The sequence below is a fragment of the Paenibacillus timonensis genome (assembly GCF_022427145.1).
GTDB lineage: Bacteria > Bacillota > Bacilli > Paenibacillales > Paenibacillaceae > Fontibacillus > Fontibacillus timonensis.
In genome coordinates, this window is sequence record NZ_JAKSXN010000028.1 from 1 (window position 1) to 23489 (window position 23489).

The window sequence follows — 23489 nt, forward strand, 5'->3', positions numbered from 1 at the left end:
TTCGGATAGACGAAAGGAGCAGAGAAAACATGATTGACCAATGGGTGCGGGAGGCGCTGGAGAACGAAGCCCACGCGCTGTATCTGACCAGCCAAAACGTCAGCGAAGAATACGTGAAAGCCGTAGAGATGCTGAAAAACTGCACAGGCAAGGTCGTCGTAACGGGCATCGGCAAATCGGGCCACATCGGCAAAAAAATCGCGGCTTCCTTATCCAGCACGGGGACGCCGGCATTTTTCGTCCATTCCGCCGAAGCGGTGCACGGCGACAGCGGGATGATCGAAAAGAAAGACGTGGTGATCCTGCTGTCCAATAGCGGCGAAACGGCGGAGGTGCTGAACGTGCTCGGCATCATCGAAAAAATCGGCTCGCCTTGCATCGCGATCACCAAAAACCAAAATTCCACGCTGGGCCGCCGTTGTAACGCAGTATTGTCCTACAACTACGAACGGGAAGCCGATCATCTCGGGCTGGCGCCGACCACGAGCGCCCTCCTGCAACTGGCCGTCGGCGACGCCTTGGTTGTTACGTTATGCAAAGTGAAAGGCTTCACCCAGGAAAGTTTCCATCTGTTTCACCCCGGAGGCAGCCTGGGCGACCAGTTGTCCCGGAAGAACACCGGTTCGGACATCCATTCGTAAGGAGGAGCGCAGGCATGGGCATTATGGTGATCGGCAGCTTCATGATGGATCTCGTCATCGGGGCCAACCGGGCTCCGGAAGGCGGGGAAACGATTATCGGCAACAGCTTCGACCGGTTCCCGGGGGGCAAGGGAGCCAACCAGGCGGTCGCGGCCGCCCGGCTCGGCGCTTCGGTGGCGATGGCGGGCAAGCTCGGCAACGACCCGTTCGGCGAAGAGATGAGGGCGGTGCTGGAGCAGGAGGGGATCGATGTCGGCCATATCCTGACCGATGCGCATGCGCCGACCGGCGTCGGTTCAATCGTATTGGACGGCAACGGACAAAACCGCATTATCGTCGTCCCCGGAGCGAACCTTCAGTTTACGCCGGAGGAGACTCGGGAGCTGGAGCCGCTCATTCGAAACGCGCAAATGCTCGTGATGCAGCTGGAAATGGATATTTCCGTCATCGAGCAGGCCGCGGAGCTGGCCCGGAAGTATGGCGTGCCTTGCATCCTGAATCCGGCTCCCGCGCGGGCGTTGAGCGACGAGCTACTGCGCAAGGTCACTTATTTGACGCCAAACGAAAGCGAGCTGAGTCTGCTGACGGGCATACCTGCCGATTCGCTCGAAAACGTCCGGCGGGGCGCGCAGAGGCTGCTAGATCGCGGAGTCAGTTACGTTATCGTGACGCTGGCGGAAAAAGGCGCGTTGATCGCCGGCCGCGACGGCTTTACGAGCGTGGAAGGCTTCCCGGTGAAGCCGGTCGATACGGTGGCGGCCGGCGACTCGTTTAACGGGGCTCTCGCCGTGGAGCTCTTGCGCGGCGCTTCGGTCCCGGAGGCCGTGCGGTATGCCAACGCGGTCGGCGCGTTGACCGTCACCCGGCGGGGGGCGATTCCTTCGCTGCCCCGCCGCGAGGAAGTGGAGGCTTTTCTCAAGAGCAGAACCTAGCAACTTGGATGGCCGAATTCGGCTGACAAAACCTATAAAGGCAGGGATCACAACATGGAGATCGTGCAAAACTTGTCTAGCCTCTCCCGCAGGCGCCAAGGCAAAAGCAAGCGGGCGTCCAGTTACGACCGCTCGGGGGGCAACAAGGACTATTTCAGCATCAAACCGGGGGACAACGCCGAAATTTGCCGGATCTCCGGCGCGGGTTGCATCAAGCATATCTGGATGACGATGGCGACCGACGCTCCGGTGGAGGAAACGTTCCTGCCGCGCAAAATCGTGCTGCGCATATATTGGGACGGCGAAACCGAACCCAGCGTGGAAGCGCCGATCGGCGATTTTTTCGGACTTGGCCATGGGATCACAAGAAACTACACCTCCGCTTGCCTGATGATGAGCCCGGAGGACGGAAAGGCGTTCGTCAGCTATTTTCCGATGCCGTTCGCTTCCGGCGCGCGGATCACCGTGGAAAGCGAAGCGGAGCAGACGATCAAGTTTTATTTTTACGTCGATTACGAAGCGTATGAAAGCCTGCCGGCAGATGAACTGCGCTTTCATGCCAAATGGCATCGCGAATGCCCGACGGATGGGATTCCCGACAAGGACGTCGATAACGCGTTTTTTGAATTCGGCGGCAAAAACACGACCGGGGACGGCAACTACGTCATCCTGGAAGCGCATGGCAAAGGCCATTACGTCGGTTGCAATTTGAACATCCACAACCTGCGGGAGACGCGGGAATGGAACTGGTACGGCGAAGGCGACGACATGATTTTTATCGACGGCGAGCCGTGGCCGCCTTCCCTGCACGGAACGGGTACCGAAGATTACTTCAATACAGCCTGGTGCCCGCAGCAGGAAGTCTGCACGCCGTACCACGGCATCATCCTTGGCGGAGGACCCAACTGGAGCGGGAAAATCTCCGTGTACCGCTACCATATTCAAGACCCGGTCATGTTCGACGAAAGCATCAAAGTGACGATCGAGCACGGGCACAACAACCACCGCAGCGACGATCTCTCGTCCACGGCCTATTGGTACCAGTCCGAGCCGCATTTGCCGTTTGCGCCTTTGCCGAAGGTGAACGACCGCATGCCGCTGCCGGACATCCTGCCGTTCGACGAGGAATCAAACCGACAGCAATTTGCGCACCAAAATCCGTAAGCACAGCGGCCATCCGTCAGGGATGGCCGCTTGTTTGCGCAACCGTCGATTGCTTCGATGAGGGTTCTATTCTAAAATATGGTATAGATAATGGTAGCGATTTCAAAGAATGGGATGATCATTTGGCGACAATTTACGATATCGCGGAGAAACTGGGCGTCTCCCCGTCCACCGTTTCACGCGCGTTGTCCGGCCGCGGATACTGCAAGGAAGAAACCCGGAAGCGGATCATACAGGCGGCGGAGGAATTGGATTATGCCCCCGACCAATCCGCCAAAATGCTGAAAACACGGGTATCGAACAAAGTATTGTTTACGGTTCCGGATATGTGCAACCCTTTTTATTTCGATATGATCCAGGGCATCAACGATGTACTGGACCCGTACGGATATTTGCTGATCCTGATGGACACGAAAAACCGGCTCGAAGAAGAGAAACGGGCGATCCAATTGCTGCGGGAAAAATACGCCGACGGCATGATCATGGTTTCCTTCGATTTTTGCGAGGAGAATATCGGTTTGCTGAACCGTCTGCATGCGCCGGTCGTACTGACGAACCAATACGTTTCGCCCGCCGGGAAAGACCGTTTCCATTATGTCTGGGTCGACACGCAGCTGGGGATCAAAGACGTGGTGCGCCACTTCACGAGCCAGGGCATCCGCCGCATCGGGTATGTTGGCGGCCGTTTGCAAGAGCAAACCGGCCGGGAACGCTACGAAGGTTACCGCGAGGGACTCCAGGAGGCGGGTCTACCGCTGTGCGCCGATTGGATTCGAGAAAGCGACTATACGGAACAAGGCGGTTATTTGGCTGGCCTGTCCCTGCTGAACGGCAGCCATCCGCCTCCGGAGGCCGTTGCCTGCGCCAATGACCTGATGGCCTACGGCTTCTTGCGCGCCTGCGAAGAGAAACGGATTCGCGTCCCTGAAGACCTGCTGCTCGCCGGGATGGATAATTTGAGCCTCTCTGCCCGCACTTCCCCTAAATTAACGTCGGTTTCCCTCCGGGCGGAGGAAATCGGACGGACGGCGGCGCAAATGCTGGTTCACCGGATGAACGGGGACAATCGGCCCATCGAGAACGAACATTTGCGGCCCAAACTCGTCGTTCGTGAATCGAGTGTAAAGCCGGCAGGCTTCGGGAAGAGAGAAACCTGATATAACGGAAAAAAAGTCCGCTATTTCGGCCATTTTACTTCATTAGCCGAGAATAGCGGACTTTTTGGGCTCTATTTGACGGCAAATACGTCCATTAAGCGGGGATTTTGCCGCTCGACCACCCCCATAACGCCAAAAAATGGCGCTATTTTGCGGGGCGATCAACGATTGGGCGAAATAACGCCCTATTTTACCGCTATCCCGCAGCCTGCTCTCGTCCTCACCGCCCCGCTCCTTGAGCCTCCTTGCGGAAGTCCGCAATCAAATCGGAAGCGATGAGTTCGTCCGAGATCCGCAGGCGCTTCTTCGCTTCCTCGTGCGGCGCACGGCACGGCTCGATCTCGCCGGGCTTGCGGCTGGCCAAATCGTAACAGGTGCCGTTGGCGAACAGGTTGTCGGCGGACGGGATGTAATACAGCTCGCTGTCCGTAAAAGCCCCGGAACGTAAAACGACTAGTCGATCCGCAGCGCGATCGGACCCGGTGGCGGCAAACAGGTTGTTGCCCATCAGGTAGTAAGAATCCGTGGCGATGCCCAGCAAATGCAGCAGCGACGGCGTCAGATCAAGCTGTCCGGCAGGTTCCGAATCGACGCCGGCATGTTTGCCGTCCGGCAGGTGAATGAGCAGCGGCACCTGATTCAGGATCTGGTGCATGTCGAGATCGCTCAGCGTTTTGCCCAGGAACTGCTCATATACCGCTTTATCGGTGATCGAATTGTCGTGGTCCCCGTAAAACGCCAAAATCGTATGATCCCACAAGCCTTCCCGCTTCAAGCCCTCTACGAACTCCCCAAGCGCGGCGTCCACGTAATGCACGGCCTGCAAATAATCGCCGAAGATGGTGCCTTTAAACTCGCCGGTGTCCAGCTCCTGCACGGAAGCCGGCAGCGAATACGGATGATGGCTGGATAATGTGATTAGGAAGGAATAGAAGGGCTGCTTCTCCTGAGCCATTACCTCTAACGACTGCTTGAAAAAAGATTTGTCTCCCAGCGACCAGCCCAGGGGCTCGTCCATCTGGAAGTCTTTTTTGCTGTAAAATCGGTCGTAACCCATCGCTTGGTACATATTGTTACGGTTCCAGAAGCTGCCTTCGTAGGCATGAAAAGCCTCGGCAGTATAACCGCCCTGCGTCTTCAGGATCTGCGGTAGCACGTCGAACGTATGATTCGGATAGCGGACCGCGACCGACCCCGTCGGCAGGGGATGCAGCGAGCTATTCGAGGCGAAATCCGCGTCGGAGGTTCGCCCCTGACCCGTTTGATGGTAGTAGTTTGAAAAGTATAGGCTTTCGTCCATCAGCTTATTGAAATTCGGCGTGATTTCTTGGCCGCCGATTTGTTTGCCGATCATGAAGTTCATGAAAGCCTCGGCCTGGATGACGATGACATTGCTCCCGGCATATGCGCCAAACAGGTCATTATCCGCTTGGCGGCGCTGGCTGGCTTCGTCGAACCACTGCCGGATCTCGTCCTTCTCCTTGGCGCTGACGGTTTGGCCCCCTCCGAGATGTTCCTTGAGGTAGCGGCTGGCGTCATAGTAATGGAAGCCAAGCAAGCCGGTCACGTTGTATAAGGAGACGTTCCACCAGTTGTTCTCGAACAGTCCCACCGCCCAGGTTTGAGTATAGAAACGGATCGGCCCCATCGTTAATGCAAAGCCGAGCAGAAATACGCCAATCCCGGTGAACAGGCGCCCGAATCGCCGCCCGCCGCTTCTCCGGTTTCCCGAGCCGAAGGTAACGGGGGAGAAGGAACCGCTCCCCATGGAATAAGCGGAGGAGCCGTTGCCGAAGGAGCCGTGAAGCCGATCTTTCCGGCGGCTTCCACTCCCACGCGTCAAACGCAGCCCCATTTTCACTGCGGCCCAGGCGGCCCAATCGGCGATCAGCCACAAATCGGCGGGGTGGATCAGTCCGCGGATGCTGTCGCCGAGCTCCCCGACTTGTCCGGCTTGCAGCAGCACGGGCACCGTCAGAAAATCGCCGAAATACCGGTAATAGACCAAATCGGCGAAGATCAACGCCGTGAGCAGCACGTTCAGCACGCCTAAGGCGATTCCTCTTCCGCGCGAGGGCAGCCATAACGTCCAGAACGATACCAGCATGACGGAACCGATGGCGATCAAATCGTCCAGCAGGTTCATGTCGATATAGCGGGCGTGCAGGTTACTATGGAGGATGGCAAGTTTCATGAAAATAGCGGCAACAAATAAAATATAGACGATATGGCGGCCGCTAAAGCCGCGGTTCGACGTCAAACGCAACATATCGGATCGTCAGTCCTTTCCTTGCAAGTGTAAAAAGGGAGAACCCTCCCCCCACGGCTAATGGCGCGGAGGAAGGGGCCCGAGGTACTGCAAATATTGGCATTCGATGCGTCCGTTGAACAGCTTGCGCCGCTTGTCCGCTTTACGCTGGAAGTCGTGCTCGAACTGCTTGGTCGGAGTGAGCGCGAAGAAGGACCATGTCGGAAGCCCGGCCATCACTCGCCCGAGCTGGGCGATCAGCTTGCGGACTTCCTTCTCTTCGCCGATCCGCTCCCCGTAGGGCGGGTTCGTGATCATGACGCCGTAATCGCCTTGCGGCTGGATTCTCACCGCAGGCAAGCAGGTGAACTGGATTTCGTTCGCCAGGCCGGCGCTTTTGGCCGCCGCCTTGGCGATCTCGATCGCCTCCGGATCGATGTCGCTGCCGGCGATGTGGAGCGGCACATCGTCCCGCACCGCGTCGATCGCCTCGTCGCGCGCCTGCTGCCACAGTTCCTCCGGCACGACCGGCCAGCGCTCGGCGTTAAACGTGCGCCGCAGGCCCGGTGCGATGTTCCAGGCGATCATCGCGGCCTCGATCGGCAGCGTGCCCGATCCACAGCATGGATCGTAGAAGGGACGCGCCGGGTTTTGGTTCCAGCGGCTCAGCAGGATCATCGCCGCCGCCATCGTCTCCTTCAGCGGCGCTTCCGTTGCGTGCTTGCGGTAGCCGCGTTTGTGCAGCGCCGGGCCGGTGGTGTCGAGCGTCAACAACGCTTTATCGTTCAGCAAAATCACTTCGATAACGTAACGCGGTCCGGTTTCTTCAAACCACTCCGTATGATACGCTTGCTGCAGCTTGTCGACGATCGCCTTCTTGACGATCCCCTGGCAAGCCGGTACGCTGCTGAGCTGCGATTTGTGGGAGCGGCCTTCCACGGGGAATTCCCCGTTAACCGGAATAAAGTCCTGCCAAGGCAGCGCTTTGGTGCCCTCGAACAGCTCGTCGAAGGTGACGGCGGTAAACTCGCCCATTTTGATGAGCACCCGGTCTGAGGTTCTCAGCCACAAGTTGCATCGGCAGATGTCGATCAAATCTCCGGAAAAATGAACCCTCCCATTTTCCACGACCGTGTCTTCATAACCTAATTCTTTTAATTCGCGCGCCACCACGGCTTCGAGGCCCATTGGGGCGGTTGCGATCAATTGCAAAGGTCCAGCCATAGGTAAGTCAATCACTCCAGCTTCACTTAGACTTGTGAGAATAACGGAAAAACCATACAATTCAGTATAGGCCAATGTCCTGCAAGTTACAAACGGTTCTTAACTAAGGAATGATCGGATGAAAGGAAGATCGTGATGCTGACGCCGGAACAATACGGTGATGGACTATATGACAAGGACGAGGTGCTGGAGCGGGTGACCCAATCCATCGCGGACAGCGGGATGCGCGACGTTTCGATCGCGCCGGGGTACGGGCGGCTGCTGACGCTGCTGGTCAAGCTGGCCGGAGCCAAAGCCGTGCTGGAAATCGGTGCGCTGGGCGGGTACAGCGGCATCTGCCTGGCGCGGGGATTGCCTGCGGACGGGCGGCTCCTATCGCTGGAGCTGAAGGAGGAGAACGCCGAGCTGGCACGGGCCAACTTGCGCGAGGCCGGATTCGGGCAGGTTGCGGAGTATAGGGTCGGACCTGCGCTCGACAGCTTGCAAACCCTGGAACGACGGGGGGAGCGATTTGATTTCTTTTTTATCGATGCGGACAAGGAAAACTACCCCAACTATCTCGAATATGCTATCAAGTTAGCAAAACCGGGGGCGCTGATTGCCGGGGACAATATCCTGCTGCGCGGCCGGACGCTAAACGAGGACAAGAACGGGCCGTCGGTGCAGGCGATGCGCAGGTTCAACGAGACGATTGCCCGGGACGAGCGGTTGATCAGTACGCTGCTGCCGGCGTATGACGGGCTGGCGCTGGCGATGGTGAAATAAACAAAGACGGGTCATTTGACAAGAATCAAATGGCCCGTCTTATTCATTGACGGCTAAGCTCCTTCAACCATATCCCGTCTGCGATATCCCATATAGCCCAAAACCATTAAGGCAATACTGATCACGGTCATCGTAATAAAGGTTGCCGCATCAAACGGATCTACCGGCATTCGCGGAATCCAGCTTTGAACGGCGGTTTTCGAGAACCATTCCGGCAAATCCAAAATGCCGCCAAAGTAGTTTAAAGCAAAGGAATAGCCAAGGTAAGCATAAACGGCTTTGCCTAGTCTTGGAGCCCAACCTAAAGCCAAAGCGGCAAGTCCGGTAAAGAATAACACGGAAGGCAGGAAGTTATAGCCTGCAGCAAAGAAATCTTCCATATCCATCGTCGAGCTGTCACCCATGGCGGAAATGGCCGTTCCGCCAAGTCCGCATGTAGCCAGCAAAATGCCAACGACTCCGGCAACGATGGCCAAAATGACACTCGTCCAATAGAGCCGAGCACGCGTTACTTTTGTCGCATAAAGCTGGCTTAAATGCAGCCGCGATTCCTCCGCAAAAAGTTTGTTCACGATCGCGATCGGCAAAATGGAAACCAATCCGATCATGACCATCATAATGGTCCCGGTGAAGGCTTCTTCGATGGAAACGCCAGAGATCGTAAACATTTGACTCATCAATTCATTGCTTTCAAGAAAGGTCTGCATATCTCCATAAATCGAACCATAGGCTGCTCCCATGATGACGAAAGCAATCAGCCAACTGATCATTACGCCTTTGTTCAGCTTGGTAAACAAGCCGGGTACGGACAGCAATGATTTTTTTGCCGACTCCCGACCTTCTCGTTCGGGCAAATAACCAGCCCCCATATCCCGGCCGCCTTCAAGGACAAAAGCGATGATCACGACAATCATGCTGAAGGCCGCGGCCCAAATGAGAGGTACCCAATTGTTCTCTGTAAACGGATAAGTCAGATAAGTCCAACCCATCGGATTGAACATGGAGAAATCAACATTCGATACATCCGTACCAGCGCGGAAAATATAAAGCAAGCCTACAATTCCGAGCGATGACCCCGTTGCGCCTGAAGAGGTCGGCATAATTTGTGCCATGACTAAAGCAATTACGGCTCCCAAGATCCCGGCCATTCCGATGGATGCGCCAAACAAAAAGGATCCTTCGGCCGAAATCGCATCTACGCCAAAGCTGGTCATCATTCCGCCAATGACGAGCGCTAATACTATATTGATCACGACGACCTCGGCAATCACCGCAAGCGAATTGGCTTGACGACCGACTTGAAAGGAGCGTACAAGTTCCGTAAGACCAAGATCTTCTTCTTTGCGAGTATGGCTTACCACGTGCAATGCCGCGATAATCATCGCGAACAAACCGCAGAATAACAACATTTCGTGCGCATACATCGCGCCCAAAGTATAATCCGCTGCGGACTTGACCGGTGTAGGACCAACCATGGAAATCATGGCAGGATTTTGCAAGGTCTCATACATCCCCTGCAAACCTTGCCCCTTGCCGATTTCTTCAAAGGCGGAGACAAAACCGCCCGAAAACAAACCTATCCCTAAAACCCAGAAGATGATCTTCTTCCAATCCCGTTTCAGATATTGAACAAACAGTGCGCCCCAACGTGCAAATTTTTCTTGCATCCCAGTCTCCTCCGTTCCCACTCTTAGACTTCATAATGACGCATAAATAAGTCTTCAAGCGTAGGCGGCACCGATTCAAACTTCTTAACGCCCAATTTTGCTGCTTCGGACAAAATATCGTTGATAAATGCATTATCCGCAGAGAAGGTTGCTTGGTTCCCGGCTTGCTTGAAATCATGGACCCCGTTAACGGACGCCATCCGAGCCACATCGCCTTCGGTTACCAAAGTAACCGTTGAACGCGTTAAGTGACGCAATTCGTCCAATGTCCCGGTTTCAACCACTTTGCCTTGACGAATGATCACCACTTTATCGGCCAGGCGTTCCACTTCGCTCAATATATGAGAGGATAGCAAGATCGCTTTCCCAGCACGTTTGATTTTTTCAACTTCTTCTTGGAAGACGGCTTCCATCAACGGATCGAGACCGGAAGTCGGTTCGTCGAAAATATACAAATCGGAGTCGACGGACAAAGCCGCAATCAAGCCGACTTTTTGCCGATTTCCTTTGGAATAGCCCTTGGCCTTCTTCTTAGGATCCAGTTCAAAACGTTTAATCAAATAGTCGCGTTTGGTTTTGTCTCCGCCGCCATGCAACTTAATAAATAAATCAATGATTTCGCCGCCGGTTAAGCTGCCCCAAAGAGCCACGTCCCCCGGAACATAAGAAATTCGTTTATGAATTTCAAGACTATCTTTCCATACATCCTTGCCAAAGATTTTGGCATTCCCGGCATCCCGGTTGATGATTCCGAGCAAAGTGCGAATCGTTGTTGATTTCCCCGCACCGTTTGGCCCGATAAAGCCGACGACTTCCCCGGCGTTTACCGTGAATGACACGTCATGCAACGCTTTGAATTTCCCGAACTTTTTTTTGTAAGCCCTGCACTTTTACAATTTCCTTCATAGCACTAAAACTCCTTCTTAACCAGTTTTAGTAACGTGCTTTCCAGTTTAAAAAGCAAGGCTTAACTTCGGGTAATAATGAACTGTAAATGTAATAATAGTTCATTTATTTGCGATTTATCGCCATGTTTTAAACCAAAGTTCATTTACAGATTCAGTTATAACTCTTTTTATCGGCCCAGTCAATTTAAAAAAACAAAATTTAGAACTATGGTTTGTTTGATGATTCACAATTTTCGGTCTATAATAATATGTAGGAAAGTTATGAACTAAGCAGCCCATATATATTTTTAATTCAACACAGTTGGAAAGTAGGAATGAGAAATGAACGGTTTTGAAAAGAGGACCCAAGAGAAGAAAAAGCAAGTATTGGAAGCGACGTTTAACTTGATGAATACCGATGCCGGGATCGAAAATCTAACGATGGATGAGATCGCGAAACATTCCAATGTCGGTAAAACGACGGTTTTTAAGTATTTTGGCAGCAAAGAAAACCTGATCTACGAGGTTTTTACCTATTTTTTATCTCAAATGGGGGACACGGCTCGAGCCATCATGGCCGAAAACAAGCCCTTCGAAGAAACCATCATTGCCATGAGTCTGAGCAAAATCAATTACTTGGATAAAATCAACAAGCAATTTTATATCGATTTAATGGATTATTTTACGAAGAAGGACAAAGACGGCTTATCGCTGATCATGCAGCAATATGCCAAGGAAAGCTATAGCATGATGTTGGATTTATTCCATCGCGGGCGTAAGGAAGGCAAGGTAGATCTGAAATATTCGGATGAATTTCTACTGATTTATTTCCAAGCTTTGGTCGAAGGAATATCCAGTCCGCATATCTACTCGAAAATTCTCCCTTATACCGCCCAATGGACGGAATTGCTGATCAAAGGCATTGCGCCAAGTCAATAGAATAGACGAATAGGACTCTGTCCTGATTTGGGCAGAGTTTTTTCATGCGGCGATGAGTGAAGTGGTTGAATGTGATCGTTTTTGAAAGGTTTTGATTGATATTTGCGGCGTTTATGATACGATGTTTTTAGTTGGGAGGGGGAAAAGATGTTAAACGAGGAGAGGTATCGCCGGATTCTGCGGCGGCTGCAGGAGAAGGGGATCGTCAAGCTCCAGGAGCTTTGCACGTTGCTTGAAGCTTCTGAATCTACCGTGAGGCGCGATTTGGCGGATCTGGAGGAGCGAGGGCTGCTCCGGAGAGTTCATGGCGGCGCAGCGTTGCCGGCCATGTCCGGGGGGCTGGAGCCGGGGATGGCGGAGAAATCGGCCGTAAACGTACCCCAAAAGCAAAAGATTGCCGAGTTGGCATCCGGTCTGGTTCGCGGCGGGGAGGCGATTTATCTGGACGCCGGAACGACGACCTTGGCGATGATCCCTTTTCTGAAAGGGAAGTCGATCACCGTCGTGACGAACGGTTTGCCGCAGATGGATGCGCTGCTGGAGGCCGATATTCCAAGCTATCTGCTCGGCGGCCTGGCCAAAAAAAGCACGAAAGCATTGGTAGGCAGCTTGGCCTTGGATAACCTGGACCGATTCCGTTTTGACCGGTGTTTTCTCGGGACGAACGGGGTTCACCCCGATGCCGGGTATACGACGCCAGACCCGGAGGAAGCCGCGTTGAAGCGCCGCGCGAGTGAGCTCTCCTCGCTAACCTATATGCTTGCCGATTCCAGCAAAATCGGGAACGTCGCTTTCACCAGGATAATGGGGTTGGAGCAGGCGACGCTCATCGCGGAGCAAGTTCCGGAACGCTGGCGCAAACCAATCGAGGATATGACTAACCTAATCGGAGGATAAACATATGATGATCTACACCATCACCTTGAATCCTTCCATCGACTATATCGTGGAAGTACACGGCCTGCAGCTCGGCGAACTGAATCGCATGACACGAGACCTGAAGCTGCCCGGCGGGAAGGGCATTAACGTCTCGCGCGTTCTGAAGCGGCTTGGGGCGGACACGACCGCAATGGGGTTTCTCGGCGGATTCACCGGCGATTTCATTGAAGGATTTCTACGGAATGAGGCGATTAACGCCGATTTCGTTCGCCTTGGCGGCGGAGATACCCGCATCAATATTAAACTCAAGCATGGCGAGGAGACGGAGATTAACGGCGGGGGCCCGGCCATCGCGGGGGAAGAAGCCGATGCATTAGTGGAGAAGCTGTCCGTCCTTAGGGAAGGCGACCTCGTCATTTTGGCCGGCAGCCAGCCTCCGTCGCTTCCCGGCGATTTCTATGAGCGGCTGATCCGCAAGTGCCGAATGCAAGGAGCCGAATTCGTCATCGACACCACGGGCGAACCGCTGCGCCGGGCACTGGCGTACCGGCCGCTGCTCGTAAAGCCGAACCATCATGAACTCGCCGAGCTGTTTGGCGTAGTTATTGAGACGCGAGAACAGTTGATAACTTACGGTCGCCGGCTGCTTGAAGAAGGGGCGCAGCATGTATTAATTTCGATGGCTGGTGAAGGGGCTCTGTTCATCACCGGAAACGAGGTTTATCATGCGAACGTCCCTCCCGGTAAGGTGCGCAACTCCGTGGGAGCCGGCGATTCGATGATCGCCGGATTCTCAGGGACGTTCGCCATGGGCGGGGACCTGATGGAGGCGTTCCGCGCAGGCGTAGCCTCGGGAAGCGCGACCGCCTTCTCCGACGATTTGGCCGAACGTACGTTGATTGAAGAGCTGCGCCCGCAGGTCCTCATTTCGAGGGTGGATTAGTCCGTTTTTCGGTTTAGCCGAATGCCTTATTCGTCCCGGCTGTTTCTGTATTCACTTAGCTTCTGATTCACCTGGTTGGCCTGTTTATGTCCGTCGATGAACATCATGGCATATACCAGGCCTTTAATGACTAAGATCACCATGATGAGCATCAACAATTGCTCGGTGTCCATCATGGGATTGGGGCTCGCCAACCATAACCACAATAGGAGCATGACCGCGGCGAGCGCGTAACAAAGCGCAAAGCTGATCACCTGGGCTTTTTTGCTCAAAGCGGGCTCATATTTGTTCACCAGAGCGTACTTGTAAAAAGTAAACGCCGAAGCCCCAATCAGGATTTGCCAAAGCCATAAGGACGAAATACGCTCGGTGGAGCTTAGGGACATATAGATTGCGGTAATTACCGTCAAAACCCCGCTGGCTATGAACCAATCCTTTATGAAATGGGATATATATTTGCTGATTTTCATTTGAACCCCTCCTTATAATCCCAATTTTCGTCGGAGTACCGGAACATACTGTCGTGATATAAATACTTTTTCGCCATTCAGGAGCAAGGCTTCGAACCGCCCATAGAGAACAGGACTGACCGATTTGATTTTCGCCAGGTTCAGAATGGTCGATTTCGATGCCCGGAAAAAATCCAAGCTTTCATATTCCGCCTCGATTTCGTAGAGCCGGAGCCTGGATTCGTACACCTGTTCCCGGCAATAGATGAAAACCCGGTTATCCACCGATTCGAAATAATAAACGTCTTTCGGATTGAGGATGTGGATTTGCAGTTCGCGTGTTCCAATCAGTTTCCTGGGGTGGGATTTCAGAGAATAAATCAACTGCAGCAGCGTCTCGTCAGGTTCATTCCAGCGAATAATGATCTCCGGCTCATTTCCGGCGGGAACAGATTCGATCGTGATTTTCATCCGCGTTCCTTCCTTCGTCTTTCTTTTTTCTAAGACGGCCCTGCTTTCCACCTCAAGTATATTTTTGAGGGGGTTCGTAATCAATAGATGCACAGCAAGCTGTCGTTTTGGGGCGGTAAGCTGTATCAACAAGCTAATGTTCGGCCTTCATGAAAAAAGCACGATAACCTTATAGGTTACCGTGCTTTTGATTCTTCGTGCCGTATCGTTTATCCGAACTTATGGTCCATCGTGGTATAAATGGGCCCAACCGTTTCCAATGACTTGTGGGCGGCGAGGGTTGCCGTCGCTCTGCTGGTAGGGCCGCAGCCCGTATCCCTGGTTATAGGGCGGATGGCTGGAATGCGGGGAATAAGCCTGCTGCGGCGAATTGGGGTAAGGGGCTTGTTGGTTTTCCTGATGACAACCCCGCGGCGGACCAATGATCACCGTTTGATTGAGCGGAGCGAACGCTTCCCGAACCTTATCGACATCCAGGCAATAGGTATGCGCGAACGCTTCGGGCGGAGTCAATCGCAGCATATCGGATGCGGGGATGAGCTCCGGAATCGGCTGGTCAAAAATAGCCAGGAAACGCGTTCCGTCCATGGTCGCGGTATCGTAGTGCCACCATCCCTGCGGTACGCTTGTCGCCTGACCGGGACGGTTCGGGTAATGCCGCAGCTCTTTGGTGAACGGGTTGATGATGGAGACGACGACCTCCCCCGACAGGCAGTACACCAGCTCGGAGGCGTTTTGGTGAATATGCATTTCGATGACATTGCCTTTGTCCAGGTAAGTATCCAGAAAAGACATATTCCCGAGCGTATTTAACTGATGGATGGACAATTCGTTAATGAAGTTGCGTTGATCCTTTCTGACCGTCGTGTTCCGATTGACGTCGAACGAGAACTGTGCGTTGGGTGACGTGAAATCCATGTAAGAAACCGCCATGGTTTGTTCCCTGCCTTTCCTACGTATAGGCGCTATCACTTCTACTGGATATCTATGTTCGAGTTCGAGTTTATATGTACGGGAAGAAGCAGAGGATTGGCGCAGGTTCACGAAGCAGAGCGCAAGTTCCAAAAACCGCAAACCGTATAGTTCATTTTTTCACAAAAATCGATTGCTTAAGGAAACGCCGGTACAGTATAATGATGCGGTAATTTGCGGACTAGCCTCCCAGTTACGAAAATAAGACAACCAGAAGGAATTGAGAACGACTTATGAAATCAATCGAGCAAGGACAGCAAGAACACCGGCCCATCCGCAAAACGGTGAATTTCGTCGAAGCCCTCGCCATTGTAGTGGGCGTCATTATCGGATCGGGGATCTTCCTGAAACCAGGGATCGTGCTAAACCATGCCGGATCTCCCTGGATGAGTCTATTGGCTTGGGTGACGGGGGGCATCATCACGTTGGCTTCGGCATTATCCGTGGCCGAAATCGCCTCCGCGATTCCCAAATCCGGCGGTTTGTATACGTACCTTGGCGAGCTATACGGCAATACGGTGGGCTTTTTGCTGGGATGGGTGCAAACGGTGATTTCCTATCCTGCGTCCGTGGCGGCCTTAGCCATCGCGTTCGCTTCGTATTCCGGGTATTTTCTCCCGATGGACGGGTTCGAGCAAAAGCTGCTCGCCGTGGCGATCCTTGCTTTTATCCTGGCGATGAACGTTGTTTCCACCAAATACGGCGGCGTCATCCAAACGCTGGCTACGGTCGGCAAATTGATCCCGATCGTCGGCATCATCGGCTTTGGCCTGTTCACCGGTTCGGCGCCGGGATTCTCGGGGGTCCATGGAGCTGCCAGTGGCGCGGGCTTCGGCGTAGCGGTGCTGGGGACGTTGTGGGCTTATGACGGCTGGATCGGCGTGACCAACATGGCGGGCGAAATCAGAAATCCGGCAAAAACGCTGCCCAAAGTGATCTCCATCGGCGTAATTTTCGTCATCTGCGTGTATGTTTTGGTCAACCTGGCGATATTTCAAATCTTGCCTTATGACGCGATCGTTAGCTCCAAAGCTCCCGGCGCGGATGCAGCTGAAGCGTTGTTCGGCAGCGGCGGGGGAATGTTCATCACCGCGGGGATCATCGTCTCCGTGCTTGGCGCGCTGAACGGATACCTGATGACGGCGGCGCGGGTTCCGCAGGCGATGGGCGAGAAAGGAGAACTTCCTTTTTCCGCGGTATTCCGCAAAATCCATCCGAAGTTTCAGACGCCGGCCAATGCGCTGATTTTCCAAGGGACGTTGACGGTCATTTATATCTTCTCGGGGACGTTTGATACGTTAACCGACCTGTTGATTTTCGTGTTGTGGATCTTTTTCACCATGGGCGTGTTTGGCGTGTTTCTGCTGCGAAGGAACGCAACCTCTCCCAAAGGGCAGTATCGCGTGCCGCTGTTCCCTGTGACGCCGCTGGTCGGTATCGTAGGCGGGGTATACATTCTGGGAAGCACCATCATCAGCAGCCCGGTCCAATCCTTGATCGGGATCGGAATCACGTTGATCGGACTGCCGATCTACTACTATATGCAGCGAAAATAGGCCGTTATCCGGCCGGGAATAGGGCTTATCGATCGGGCGTCGGCTTAATGGCCGGCGCCCGTAAAATATTGATAGAAATGAACATCCCACCATTTCCCGAATTTGCGCCCCACTTCTTTGAAACAACCGATGTGCTCGAAGCCGAACTTCTCGTGCAGCTTGCGGCTGGTTTCGTTGCCGCTAACCACGCAGCTGATGACGGTGTGGAACCCCAGTGCTTCGGCACGGCGCAAAATTTCGGCGGTTAAAGCGGAACCGATGCCTTGGCCGCGAAACTCGGCGGCGAGATACACCGACAGCTCGGCCGAATAGCCATAAGCCGGTTTCGCCCGGAACGGGCTCAAGCTGCAATAACCGGCCACATCCCCTTGCACCGTCGCCACGATCAGCGGAAACCGCCCGCCGTGGTTGTCGAACCAGACCCTCCGTTGTTTTAGCGTCTGTTCCTCCAAGTCAAACGTGGCCGCGGAGTTCCGCACCGACTCGTTATATATGGCGAGGAGGTCCGGCAAATCCTCCAGTACGGCTTCTCTGATTTCGATCATGATTTTTTTCCTCCCCCGGTTCACTTCGAACTCTGTCGGTTGCAAGGACATTCCTCTATCTCGTCCCGAGACCATCATATCACTGGCATCAGTTGAGTAACAATTACCTTTATACTGGTCAGGTCTGCAGGTATGGGGGCAGTCGTCGTGCTGATGTACTTGGTAAATTTGGATAACGGCAATAGTGCAGTTATTTTTTTGCATGATGGTATTTGAGGGAAAATAGTTGCTAAAGTGCAGTTATTTTGGAGCAAAAAGAGGATACAGGGTAAATCAGGGCAAATAACTGCATTGTCGCAGTTATTTGCCCTGATTTGCTAGAAACCCCACTAGATAGATGTATTATTGCAGTTATTCAATCTCCGCCTCTGGATCTTCATTCTCCAAGAGAACTCGACTTACAGCCGCTGTAGCGCACCTCTTTGGAGTTCATACTTAACCGCACGCTTTCCCTCAAAGCCGAAGGCAGGTTTTAGCAAACCCTTGCCGCACATGGATTGCAGCGTACGAACGGCGGTCCGATGATTAAGGGACAAGTGGGTCTCCACGTCCACTGGACGCAGCGGCCGGGCCAGCATGCAAGAAAGCCGCAAGATCTCCCGTTCGTGGATCGAGAGGGCGTACGCCTGGGAATTCGCCGGCAAATACCGATTGAGCACCATGCGCAGCAAGGTGATGCACAACTCCGGCCGGTTCGCGACGTCATCGTAGGCGAAACAAATCACCTGAAACCCCATCGCGGTCAGAAAAGTTTCCCGATTCAGCTCGTTGCAGTATTTTTGCCTGTCCATGTCCCTGACGTGCGGACCAAACCCTTTGATCTCGATGACCAGCTTCACGGGTCCAGCCAACCATACGAAATCGCAAAAATAAGAGAGCCCCCGCCAATCTACAACCTCATATTCCGGATGCAGACGATCGAAATTTCCTTGCACCTCCCACCAAACCTTCTGGCAGAATAACTTCTCCGCCTCCCGGTGACCGCGCTCCAGACGCCCTCTGCGCTCTCCCGTCCTCGACTGTAGATGCCCCTGTAGAAATGCGGCATGAGCTTGTTCAAACGCCATCTCTGAAACCATGGATCTATCCCTCCCGAAAATAAGAAAACGCCCCGGCTCCAAATGCATGGATCGGGACGTTCTTCGTCTTAGGCCCATTATACATCGGGGGATGCGGATTGAACATATCGCAAAACCACCACAGGAAACTATTGACAAAGCGGGAGATCTCGCATACATTATGAATGAATCGAAAAATATTCATTCAGGCGCTATTTTCTCCAGGATAAGTGAAAAATATCACAAAAGTTGATGCGCCTGGCAAACCCAACAGCGGAGGTCAAGACAGTGGAGGACAAGAAAACCCGAATTTACCAATGCGGGAAGGAGCTGTTCAGCGCCCAAGGATTCAAGGATACGAACGTAGCCGACATCACCCGGAAGGCCGGGGTCAGCGTAGGAACCTTTTATAACTATTATGCCTCGAAAGAGAAGCTATTCATGGAGATTTTTAGCGACGAAAACGCGAAGCTCAAAAGACAGCTGATGGAGTCGGCCGATCTAAACGAAGAGCCTTTGCGGATGATTCAAGGGTTTCTGGCGCGAAATCAGGAGGGCATGAGGTCGAACCCGATCCTGAAGGAGTGGTATAACCGCGACGTGTACGGTCGAATCGAGAAGCTGTACCGCGAAGAAAGCGGCCAGGATGCCGTCGATTTCGTTTACGGCGATTCGCTCGAACTGGTGAAACGGTGGCAGGCGGAAGGGAAGATGCGGGCCGATATCGACAGCGGAATGATTATGGCGATGTTTGCGGCCATCATCCATATCGAGACGCATAAGGAGGAAATCGGGCTAATGCATTTTCCGCAGCTGCTGGATTATATGACGGAGTTTATCATGGAAGGGTTAACCCGTCGTCCTCATTAACGCGATGGGCGGAAGGAGGCCGAGGTTGGTGAGCAGTTCAAAATCAACCGAGTCGATGGAATCCGCAGGCAAGGGAATGGGAACCCAATTATGCCACAGGGCTTACGGCAAAAACGCGGCGAAGGCGCTTGAGGCGGTCGGGGCGGAGATGAAACGCTTGGAACGCCTGTTAAGCCGCTTCGTCCCCGAGAGCGACATCGCCAAGATGAACGGATTGGCGGGCAAGGGCCGGGTCAAGCTTAGCCCGGAGGCCTACGAGGTGCTAACGCTGGCTCGCCGCATTTCGGACCTTTGCGGCGGAACGTTTGATGTTACCGTCGGCCCGTTGGTCGAGCTGTGGGGCGTTACAAATGCCGCCGCACCGCCGCCTTTCGAAAGGATCAAGGAGGCGGTTTCCCTGGTGAATGATGCGGATCTGGTTCTGGATCCGGCATCCCGAACGGGCGGGCTTCGCCGTAAGGGCCAGTCCGTAGATCTAGGCGCGATCGGCAAAGGTTATGCCAGCGACAAGCTGCTCGGAGTGTTCCGCCGGTTCGGCGTTGCCTCTGCATTCAGCAATCTCGGCGGAAACGTGGCCGTCTTGGGCGCCAAGCCGGACGGTTCGCCGTGGCGCGTCGGCATCCGCCACCCGAGACGGGAGCGCTGCCTGATCGGCGCGATCGACGTCGTGGACCAAGCGGTCATAACGTCGGGGGACGATCAAAGTTATTTTATCGATGCCATGGGGAAACGGCGTCATCATCTTCTTGATCCGGCAACCGGATATCCCGCAGATCACGGCCTGGTCAGCGTCACCATCGTCGCGGACAGCGCCGCGGCGGCCGATGCGTTGGCGACGGCGGCGTTTGTGGCCGGAATGGAGCGGGGGCTGGCGATCCTACGTCGTTTCCCCGGAGCGGAAGCCGTTTTCGTCGACCGACGCCTGCAGGTTTACGTGACGGCAGGACTAAAGGAACATTTTCTGGCGCTGGAGGGAACAACCGCAGTCATCATTTAAAGTGCAGGTTCAACTTAAGTGCGGGCACAACCTCTAGACTCATGAAGGAGGAGTGAGCGGCATGAACGGAAAGGCCATCCCAAAGAAACGGAAAGGAAAGATGAAGATGTGGATCATCGCGGTAGTGGCATTGCTTGCGGCAAGCGTCGGAGGTGGTATCCTTTTTACGGCCGGAGAGCGGCGGGAAGGGAGAAATCTCCCGATTCGCGCCGTGGATTTCCACAGCTTGAAGGACGGCACGTATGTCGGGGAATACGAAGGCGGAAAGTACAAGTGGAGAGCCAACCAGGTACGAGTCACCGTGTCTTCAGGCAAAGTAACGGATATCCAATTGTTGATGCACAAAGAGAACCGGTCGCGGGATTTTACCGGCAAATTGTACGGCAGGGTCATCGAATCGCAGTCGTTGCAGGTGGACACGATCAGCGGCGCGACGATCACCTCCAAAGCCTATCTCAAATCGGTGGAGAACGCGCTCAACGAGGCGCAGAAGTAGGAAATCTAACGAGGTGCCCGAAGCGGAAGGGAGAGGGGATTCGATGATATTTTATTTTACCGGAACAGGCAATTCCTTGTACGCGGCAAAATCGATCGCGAGCCGCCAAGGGGAGAAACTGGTCTCCATCGCGGCGGCGGCCTCAAGCGGCAAGGAAGTATACGAATACGACCTGCTGGATGATGAGGTCATAGGGTTTGTTCACCCGGTGCATGCTTGGGGGCCGCCGCCGGTCGTGCTGGATTTTATCCGAAAGCTGAAGCTGCGGAATTTCCAGGGGAATTACGTTTTTGCCGTCGCCACTTGCGGCGGAAGCGCGGGAAATGCGATGAAGGTGATGGCTCGCTCCCTGCAAGCGCAAGGTTTGCCATTGATCGGCGGATTTTCCGTGATCATGCCGAACAATTACATTATGATGGGGGACGTGGATTCCGATCAGATTCGGCAAGAGAAGCTGGCAGCGGCGGACGAAACCTTGCAGTACATCCACGCCGCGGTCGCCCGGAAAGCGCAGGAGTGGAAGGTCAGCCGAGGCCGGTTGCCGTGGTTGACGACGGGACTGATTTACCCGATGTTCGCGAAAAGCAACGTGAATACAGCAAAATTTCACGTTACGGATGGCTGCACCGGCTGCGGGATTTGCGCCAAGGTATGTAATGGCGGCAATATTCGGTTGCGCGACGGTAAGCCGGAGTGGGGGGCGAACTGCACGCAATGTTCGGCATGCCTCCACTATTGCCCGTCCCGTGCCGTACAGTACGGAAATGCTACCGGGAAAAAAGGGAGATACGTCAACCCTAATATCAGCATTGTCGAAATCAGCAAAGGCAAGGTGCTCCCGTAAAAAACGAAAACGTCCCGCTGCTCCGCAAGACAACAGGAGCGGCGGGACTTTTTTTACGTTAGGCGGGAACGCATCAGCCGATCGGATCATCGGCTGAGCGGCTGAGCTCCGCCCAGGCATCGGCTTCCGCGGCGCGTTCCCTGGACGCTTTGGCGGCCGTTTCGACCGCGTCGGAGCCGAGCAGCAATCGCAGCGGCGGTTCCTCCAGCCGGACGAGGTCGGCGATGATTTTCGCCCCCCTTACCGGGTCCCCCGACTGGTGGCCTTCAAATGAATCGCGGAATCGGTTCATCTTGCCGACGGTTTCTTCGTAATCGGCGCCGACCGTCAGCTTGCGCATGGAGGCGCCGTTCCAGTCCGTTCGGAACGCGCCCGGTTCAACGATGATCACCTTGATGCCAAGCGGTTTAACCTCGTTGTTCAGCACCTCCGAGAAGCCTTCCACGGCGTACTTCGCCGTTTGATATCCGCCCATGCCGGGCGTTCCTCCGACGCGGCCGCCGATGGAAGAAAACTGGATGATATGGCCCGACCGTTGCTTGCGCAGAACCGGCAACGCCGCTTTCGTCACGTTCACGACGCCGAACAGGTTGGCTTCGATTTGCGCGCGGAACATCTCGTCGTTCATCTCTTCGATCGGCGCGCTGTCGGCGTAGCCGGCGTTATTGACGACGACGTCGAGCGTGCCGAATTCGTCCAGGGCGAATTGAACGGCGGCGTGTGCCGCCGCGGCGTCTGTAACGTCCAGCGCAAACGTGCGGACGCGTTCCCCGTAGCTTTGGGCGAGGTCATCCAGTTGCTCCGGCCGGCGGGCGGTAGCAACCACCCGGTCTCCGTTTTCCAACGCGGCTTTCACGAGTTCTTTTCCGAATCCCCGGGAGCTCCCGGTAATCAACCATACTTTGGACATGATCGTCAACTTCCCTTCAGATCGTTATTTGATAGAATCAGTTCTCTTCTTTCGGTTTGGTACATGGAGAAGGATAACATGGTTTCTATACAAAGTAAACAAAAAGAATAAAAAATGTCTATTATGTATATATAGTATGAATCCTTCGCGTAATTTGTGTATAATGGGAAGAAGGTGTAAGGAGGGCAATCACGGGATGGAACGATCAGCTGATCAACCGCAAAACAAAACGAAAAGCAAGATGCTGAAAAAACTGGCCGCCGTCACCAAAAAGGAAGGTTTCCAGTCTTTGCGGATGGACGATATCGCCAAGGCCATGGACGTGAGCCGGGCGACGATGTATAAATATTTCTCCTCGAAGGACGAGGTCGTCGAAGAGCTGGTTCAGACCTACGAGGACTATATCGACGGGTTGGTGCTGGAAACGGCGCAAGGGATAGAGGACTCGTTCGGGACTCGGTTTCTGAAGCTGTTCGAACAATCGGTGCTGCTGATCGAATCGGTAACCGACGTGTTTTTGCGCGACCTGCAGACGTCTTATCCCGATTTGTTCGGACGCATCAAGGATGCGATGCATCGCCGGGAACGGAAGATGGTGGAGTTTTACCGCGACGGAATGAAGCGGGGCGTTTTCAACGAGGTAAACATCATGTTTCTCCTGCTGCAGGATGACGTGATGTTGAGGGAAATCTTAACGGCGAAATATATCATGTATAACGAAACGACGCTGGAGCAGGTCCTGCGGGACTATTACGAGTTCAAAAAGATCCAGCTGTTCAAGGCCGGCAAGCAAACGCTTGTCGACGATGCGGAGTTCGAGCCGGTCATGGAGCACATTTTGCAGAAATTCAAACGAAACGTCGTGTAAATCCGGT

At 54.1% G+C, this 23489-nt stretch carries 23 protein-coding genes and 1 pseudogene; 14 read left to right on the forward strand and 10 right to left on the reverse strand.

The genetic code is table 11. The annotated features are described in order from the left end of the window. Positions 1-29 precede the first annotated feature (29 nt). From MJ257_RS12440 to MJ257_RS12455, 4 genes are all read left to right on the forward strand, one after another. Positions 30-641 carry a KpsF/GutQ family sugar-phosphate isomerase gene (locus MJ257_RS12440; RefSeq protein ID WP_240269561.1) on the forward strand — a complete coding sequence of 204 codons (612 nt, stop codon included), beginning with the start codon at positions 30-32 and terminating at the stop codon, positions 639-641. Positions 642-655: 14 nt separating this feature from the next. Then, complete coding sequence (gene rbsK / locus MJ257_RS12445) at positions 656-1573, forward strand: ribokinase (protein WP_240269562.1); 918 nt, start codon at positions 656-658, stop codon at positions 1571-1573. 54 nt (positions 1574-1627) lie between these two features. Further along, positions 1628-2737, forward strand: a complete 1110-nt coding sequence (locus MJ257_RS12450) for a glycoside hydrolase family 172 protein (protein ID WP_240269563.1) — start codon at positions 1628-1630, stop codon at positions 2735-2737. Positions 2738-2859: 122 nt separating this feature from the next. Beyond that, positions 2860-3894 carry a LacI family DNA-binding transcriptional regulator gene (locus MJ257_RS12455; protein ID WP_240269564.1) on the forward strand — a complete coding sequence of 345 codons (1035 nt, stop codon included), beginning with the start codon at positions 2860-2862 and terminating at the stop codon, positions 3892-3894. A gap of 220 nt (positions 3895-4114) precedes the next feature. On the opposite strand, the gene MJ257_RS12460 is transcribed toward MJ257_RS12455, so the two are convergent. Beyond that, complete coding sequence (locus tag MJ257_RS12460) at positions 4115-6163, reverse strand: LTA synthase family protein (RefSeq protein ID WP_240269565.1); 2049 nt, start codon at positions 6161-6163, stop codon at positions 4115-4117. A 57-nt stretch (positions 6164-6220) separates the two neighbouring features. After that, entirely contained in the window at positions 6221-7366 is a 1146-nt protein-coding gene (locus MJ257_RS12465; RefSeq protein ID WP_240269566.1) for a THUMP domain-containing class I SAM-dependent RNA methyltransferase, read from the reverse strand. A 135-nt stretch (positions 7367-7501) separates the two neighbouring features. On the opposite strand from MJ257_RS12465, the gene MJ257_RS12470 reads away from it, so the two are divergent. Then, entirely contained in the window at positions 7502-8131 is a 630-nt protein-coding gene (locus tag MJ257_RS12470; RefSeq protein ID WP_240269567.1) for an O-methyltransferase, read from the forward strand. 53 nt (positions 8132-8184) lie between these two features. On the opposite strand, the gene MJ257_RS12475 is transcribed toward MJ257_RS12470, so the two are convergent. Continuing rightward, positions 8185-9819, reverse strand: coding sequence for an ABC transporter permease (locus tag MJ257_RS12475; protein ID WP_372489790.1), 1635 nt, complete (start codon positions 9817-9819; stop codon positions 8185-8187). Between the two features lie 2 nt (positions 9820-9821). Further along, positions 9822-10704: pseudogene (locus tag MJ257_RS12480) on the reverse strand (ABC transporter ATP-binding protein). 323 nt (positions 10705-11027) lie between these two features. Between MJ257_RS12480 and MJ257_RS12485 the strand changes: the two are divergent. The 3 genes from MJ257_RS12485 (at position 11028) to pfkB (ending at position 13446) form a co-directional block, all read left to right on the forward strand. Then, positions 11028-11624 (forward strand): TetR/AcrR family transcriptional regulator, encoded by a 597-nt coding sequence (locus MJ257_RS12485; RefSeq protein WP_240269568.1) that lies wholly within the window; start codon positions 11028-11030, stop codon positions 11622-11624. Positions 11625-11771: 147 nt separating this feature from the next. Further along, positions 11772-12521, forward strand: coding sequence for a DeoR/GlpR family DNA-binding transcription regulator (locus tag MJ257_RS12490; protein WP_240269569.1), 750 nt, complete (start codon positions 11772-11774; stop codon positions 12519-12521). 7 nt (positions 12522-12528) lie between these two features. Beyond that, positions 12529-13446, forward strand: a complete 918-nt coding sequence (gene pfkB / locus MJ257_RS12495) for a 1-phosphofructokinase (RefSeq protein ID WP_240269620.1) — start codon at positions 12529-12531, stop codon at positions 13444-13446. Between the two features lie 26 nt (positions 13447-13472). Here pfkB and MJ257_RS12500 read toward each other — a convergent pair whose 3' ends face one another. From MJ257_RS12500 to MJ257_RS12510, 3 genes are all read right to left on the reverse strand, one after another. Further along, on the reverse strand, positions 13473-13916 hold the full coding sequence (locus MJ257_RS12500; RefSeq protein ID WP_240269570.1) for a hypothetical protein: 444 nt from the start codon (positions 13914-13916) through the stop codon (positions 13473-13475). A 12-nt stretch (positions 13917-13928) separates the two neighbouring features. Continuing rightward, positions 13929-14366, reverse strand: coding sequence for a LytTR family DNA-binding domain-containing protein (locus tag MJ257_RS12505; RefSeq protein WP_240269571.1), 438 nt, complete (start codon positions 14364-14366; stop codon positions 13929-13931). Positions 14367-14585: 219 nt separating this feature from the next. Further along, positions 14586-15299 carry a cupin domain-containing protein gene (locus tag MJ257_RS12510; protein WP_240269572.1) on the reverse strand — a complete coding sequence of 238 codons (714 nt, stop codon included), beginning with the start codon at positions 15297-15299 and terminating at the stop codon, positions 14586-14588. 272 nt (positions 15300-15571) lie between these two features. Between MJ257_RS12510 and MJ257_RS12515 the strand changes: the two genes are divergently transcribed. After that, the gene (locus MJ257_RS12515) at positions 15572-16894 is read left to right on the forward strand and encodes an APC family permease (RefSeq protein ID WP_240269573.1); all 1323 of its coding nucleotides are present in this window, start codon (positions 15572-15574) and stop codon (positions 16892-16894) included. Between the two features lie 44 nt (positions 16895-16938). Here the strand turns inward: MJ257_RS12515 and MJ257_RS12520 are convergent, their stop codons facing one another. Together MJ257_RS12520 and MJ257_RS12525 are read right to left on the reverse strand one after the other, a co-directional pair. After that, a complete protein-coding gene (locus tag MJ257_RS12520) occupies positions 16939-17439 on the reverse strand; it encodes a GNAT family N-acetyltransferase (RefSeq protein ID WP_240269574.1) in 501 nt (166 codons plus the stop codon). Positions 17440-17837: 398 nt separating this feature from the next. After that, positions 17838-18506: a DUF559 domain-containing protein gene (locus tag MJ257_RS12525; RefSeq protein ID WP_372489791.1), complete on the reverse strand. Its 669-nt coding sequence runs from the start codon at positions 18504-18506 to the stop codon at positions 17838-17840. Between the two features lie 243 nt (positions 18507-18749). Between MJ257_RS12525 and MJ257_RS12530 the strand changes: the two genes are divergently transcribed. The 4 genes from MJ257_RS12530 (at position 18750) to MJ257_RS12545 (ending at position 21704) form a co-directional block, all read left to right on the forward strand. Further along, a complete protein-coding gene (locus MJ257_RS12530) occupies positions 18750-19367 on the forward strand; it encodes a TetR/AcrR family transcriptional regulator (RefSeq protein WP_240269576.1) in 618 nt (205 codons plus the stop codon). 28 nt (positions 19368-19395) lie between these two features. Beyond that, the gene (locus tag MJ257_RS12535; protein ID WP_240269577.1) at positions 19396-20364 is read left to right on the forward strand and encodes an FAD:protein FMN transferase; all 969 of its coding nucleotides are present in this window, start codon (positions 19396-19398) and stop codon (positions 20362-20364) included. Between the two features lie 61 nt (positions 20365-20425). After that, complete coding sequence (locus MJ257_RS12540) at positions 20426-20860, forward strand: FMN-binding protein (protein WP_240269578.1); 435 nt, start codon at positions 20426-20428, stop codon at positions 20858-20860. A gap of 43 nt (positions 20861-20903) precedes the next feature. Then, the gene (locus MJ257_RS12545) at positions 20904-21704 is read left to right on the forward strand and encodes an EFR1 family ferrodoxin (RefSeq protein WP_240269579.1); all 801 of its coding nucleotides are present in this window, start codon (positions 20904-20906) and stop codon (positions 21702-21704) included. Between the two features lie 73 nt (positions 21705-21777). Here MJ257_RS12545 and MJ257_RS12550 read toward each other — a convergent pair whose 3' ends face one another. Beyond that, entirely contained in the window at positions 21778-22614 is an 837-nt protein-coding gene (locus MJ257_RS12550; RefSeq protein ID WP_240269580.1) for an oxidoreductase, read from the reverse strand. A 196-nt stretch (positions 22615-22810) separates the two neighbouring features. Here MJ257_RS12550 and MJ257_RS12555 point away from each other — a divergent pair, with 196 nt between their 5' ends. Continuing rightward, positions 22811-23482 carry a TetR/AcrR family transcriptional regulator gene (locus MJ257_RS12555; RefSeq protein WP_240269581.1) on the forward strand — a complete coding sequence of 224 codons (672 nt, stop codon included), beginning with the start codon at positions 22811-22813 and terminating at the stop codon, positions 23480-23482. Positions 23483-23489 lie beyond the last annotated feature (7 nt).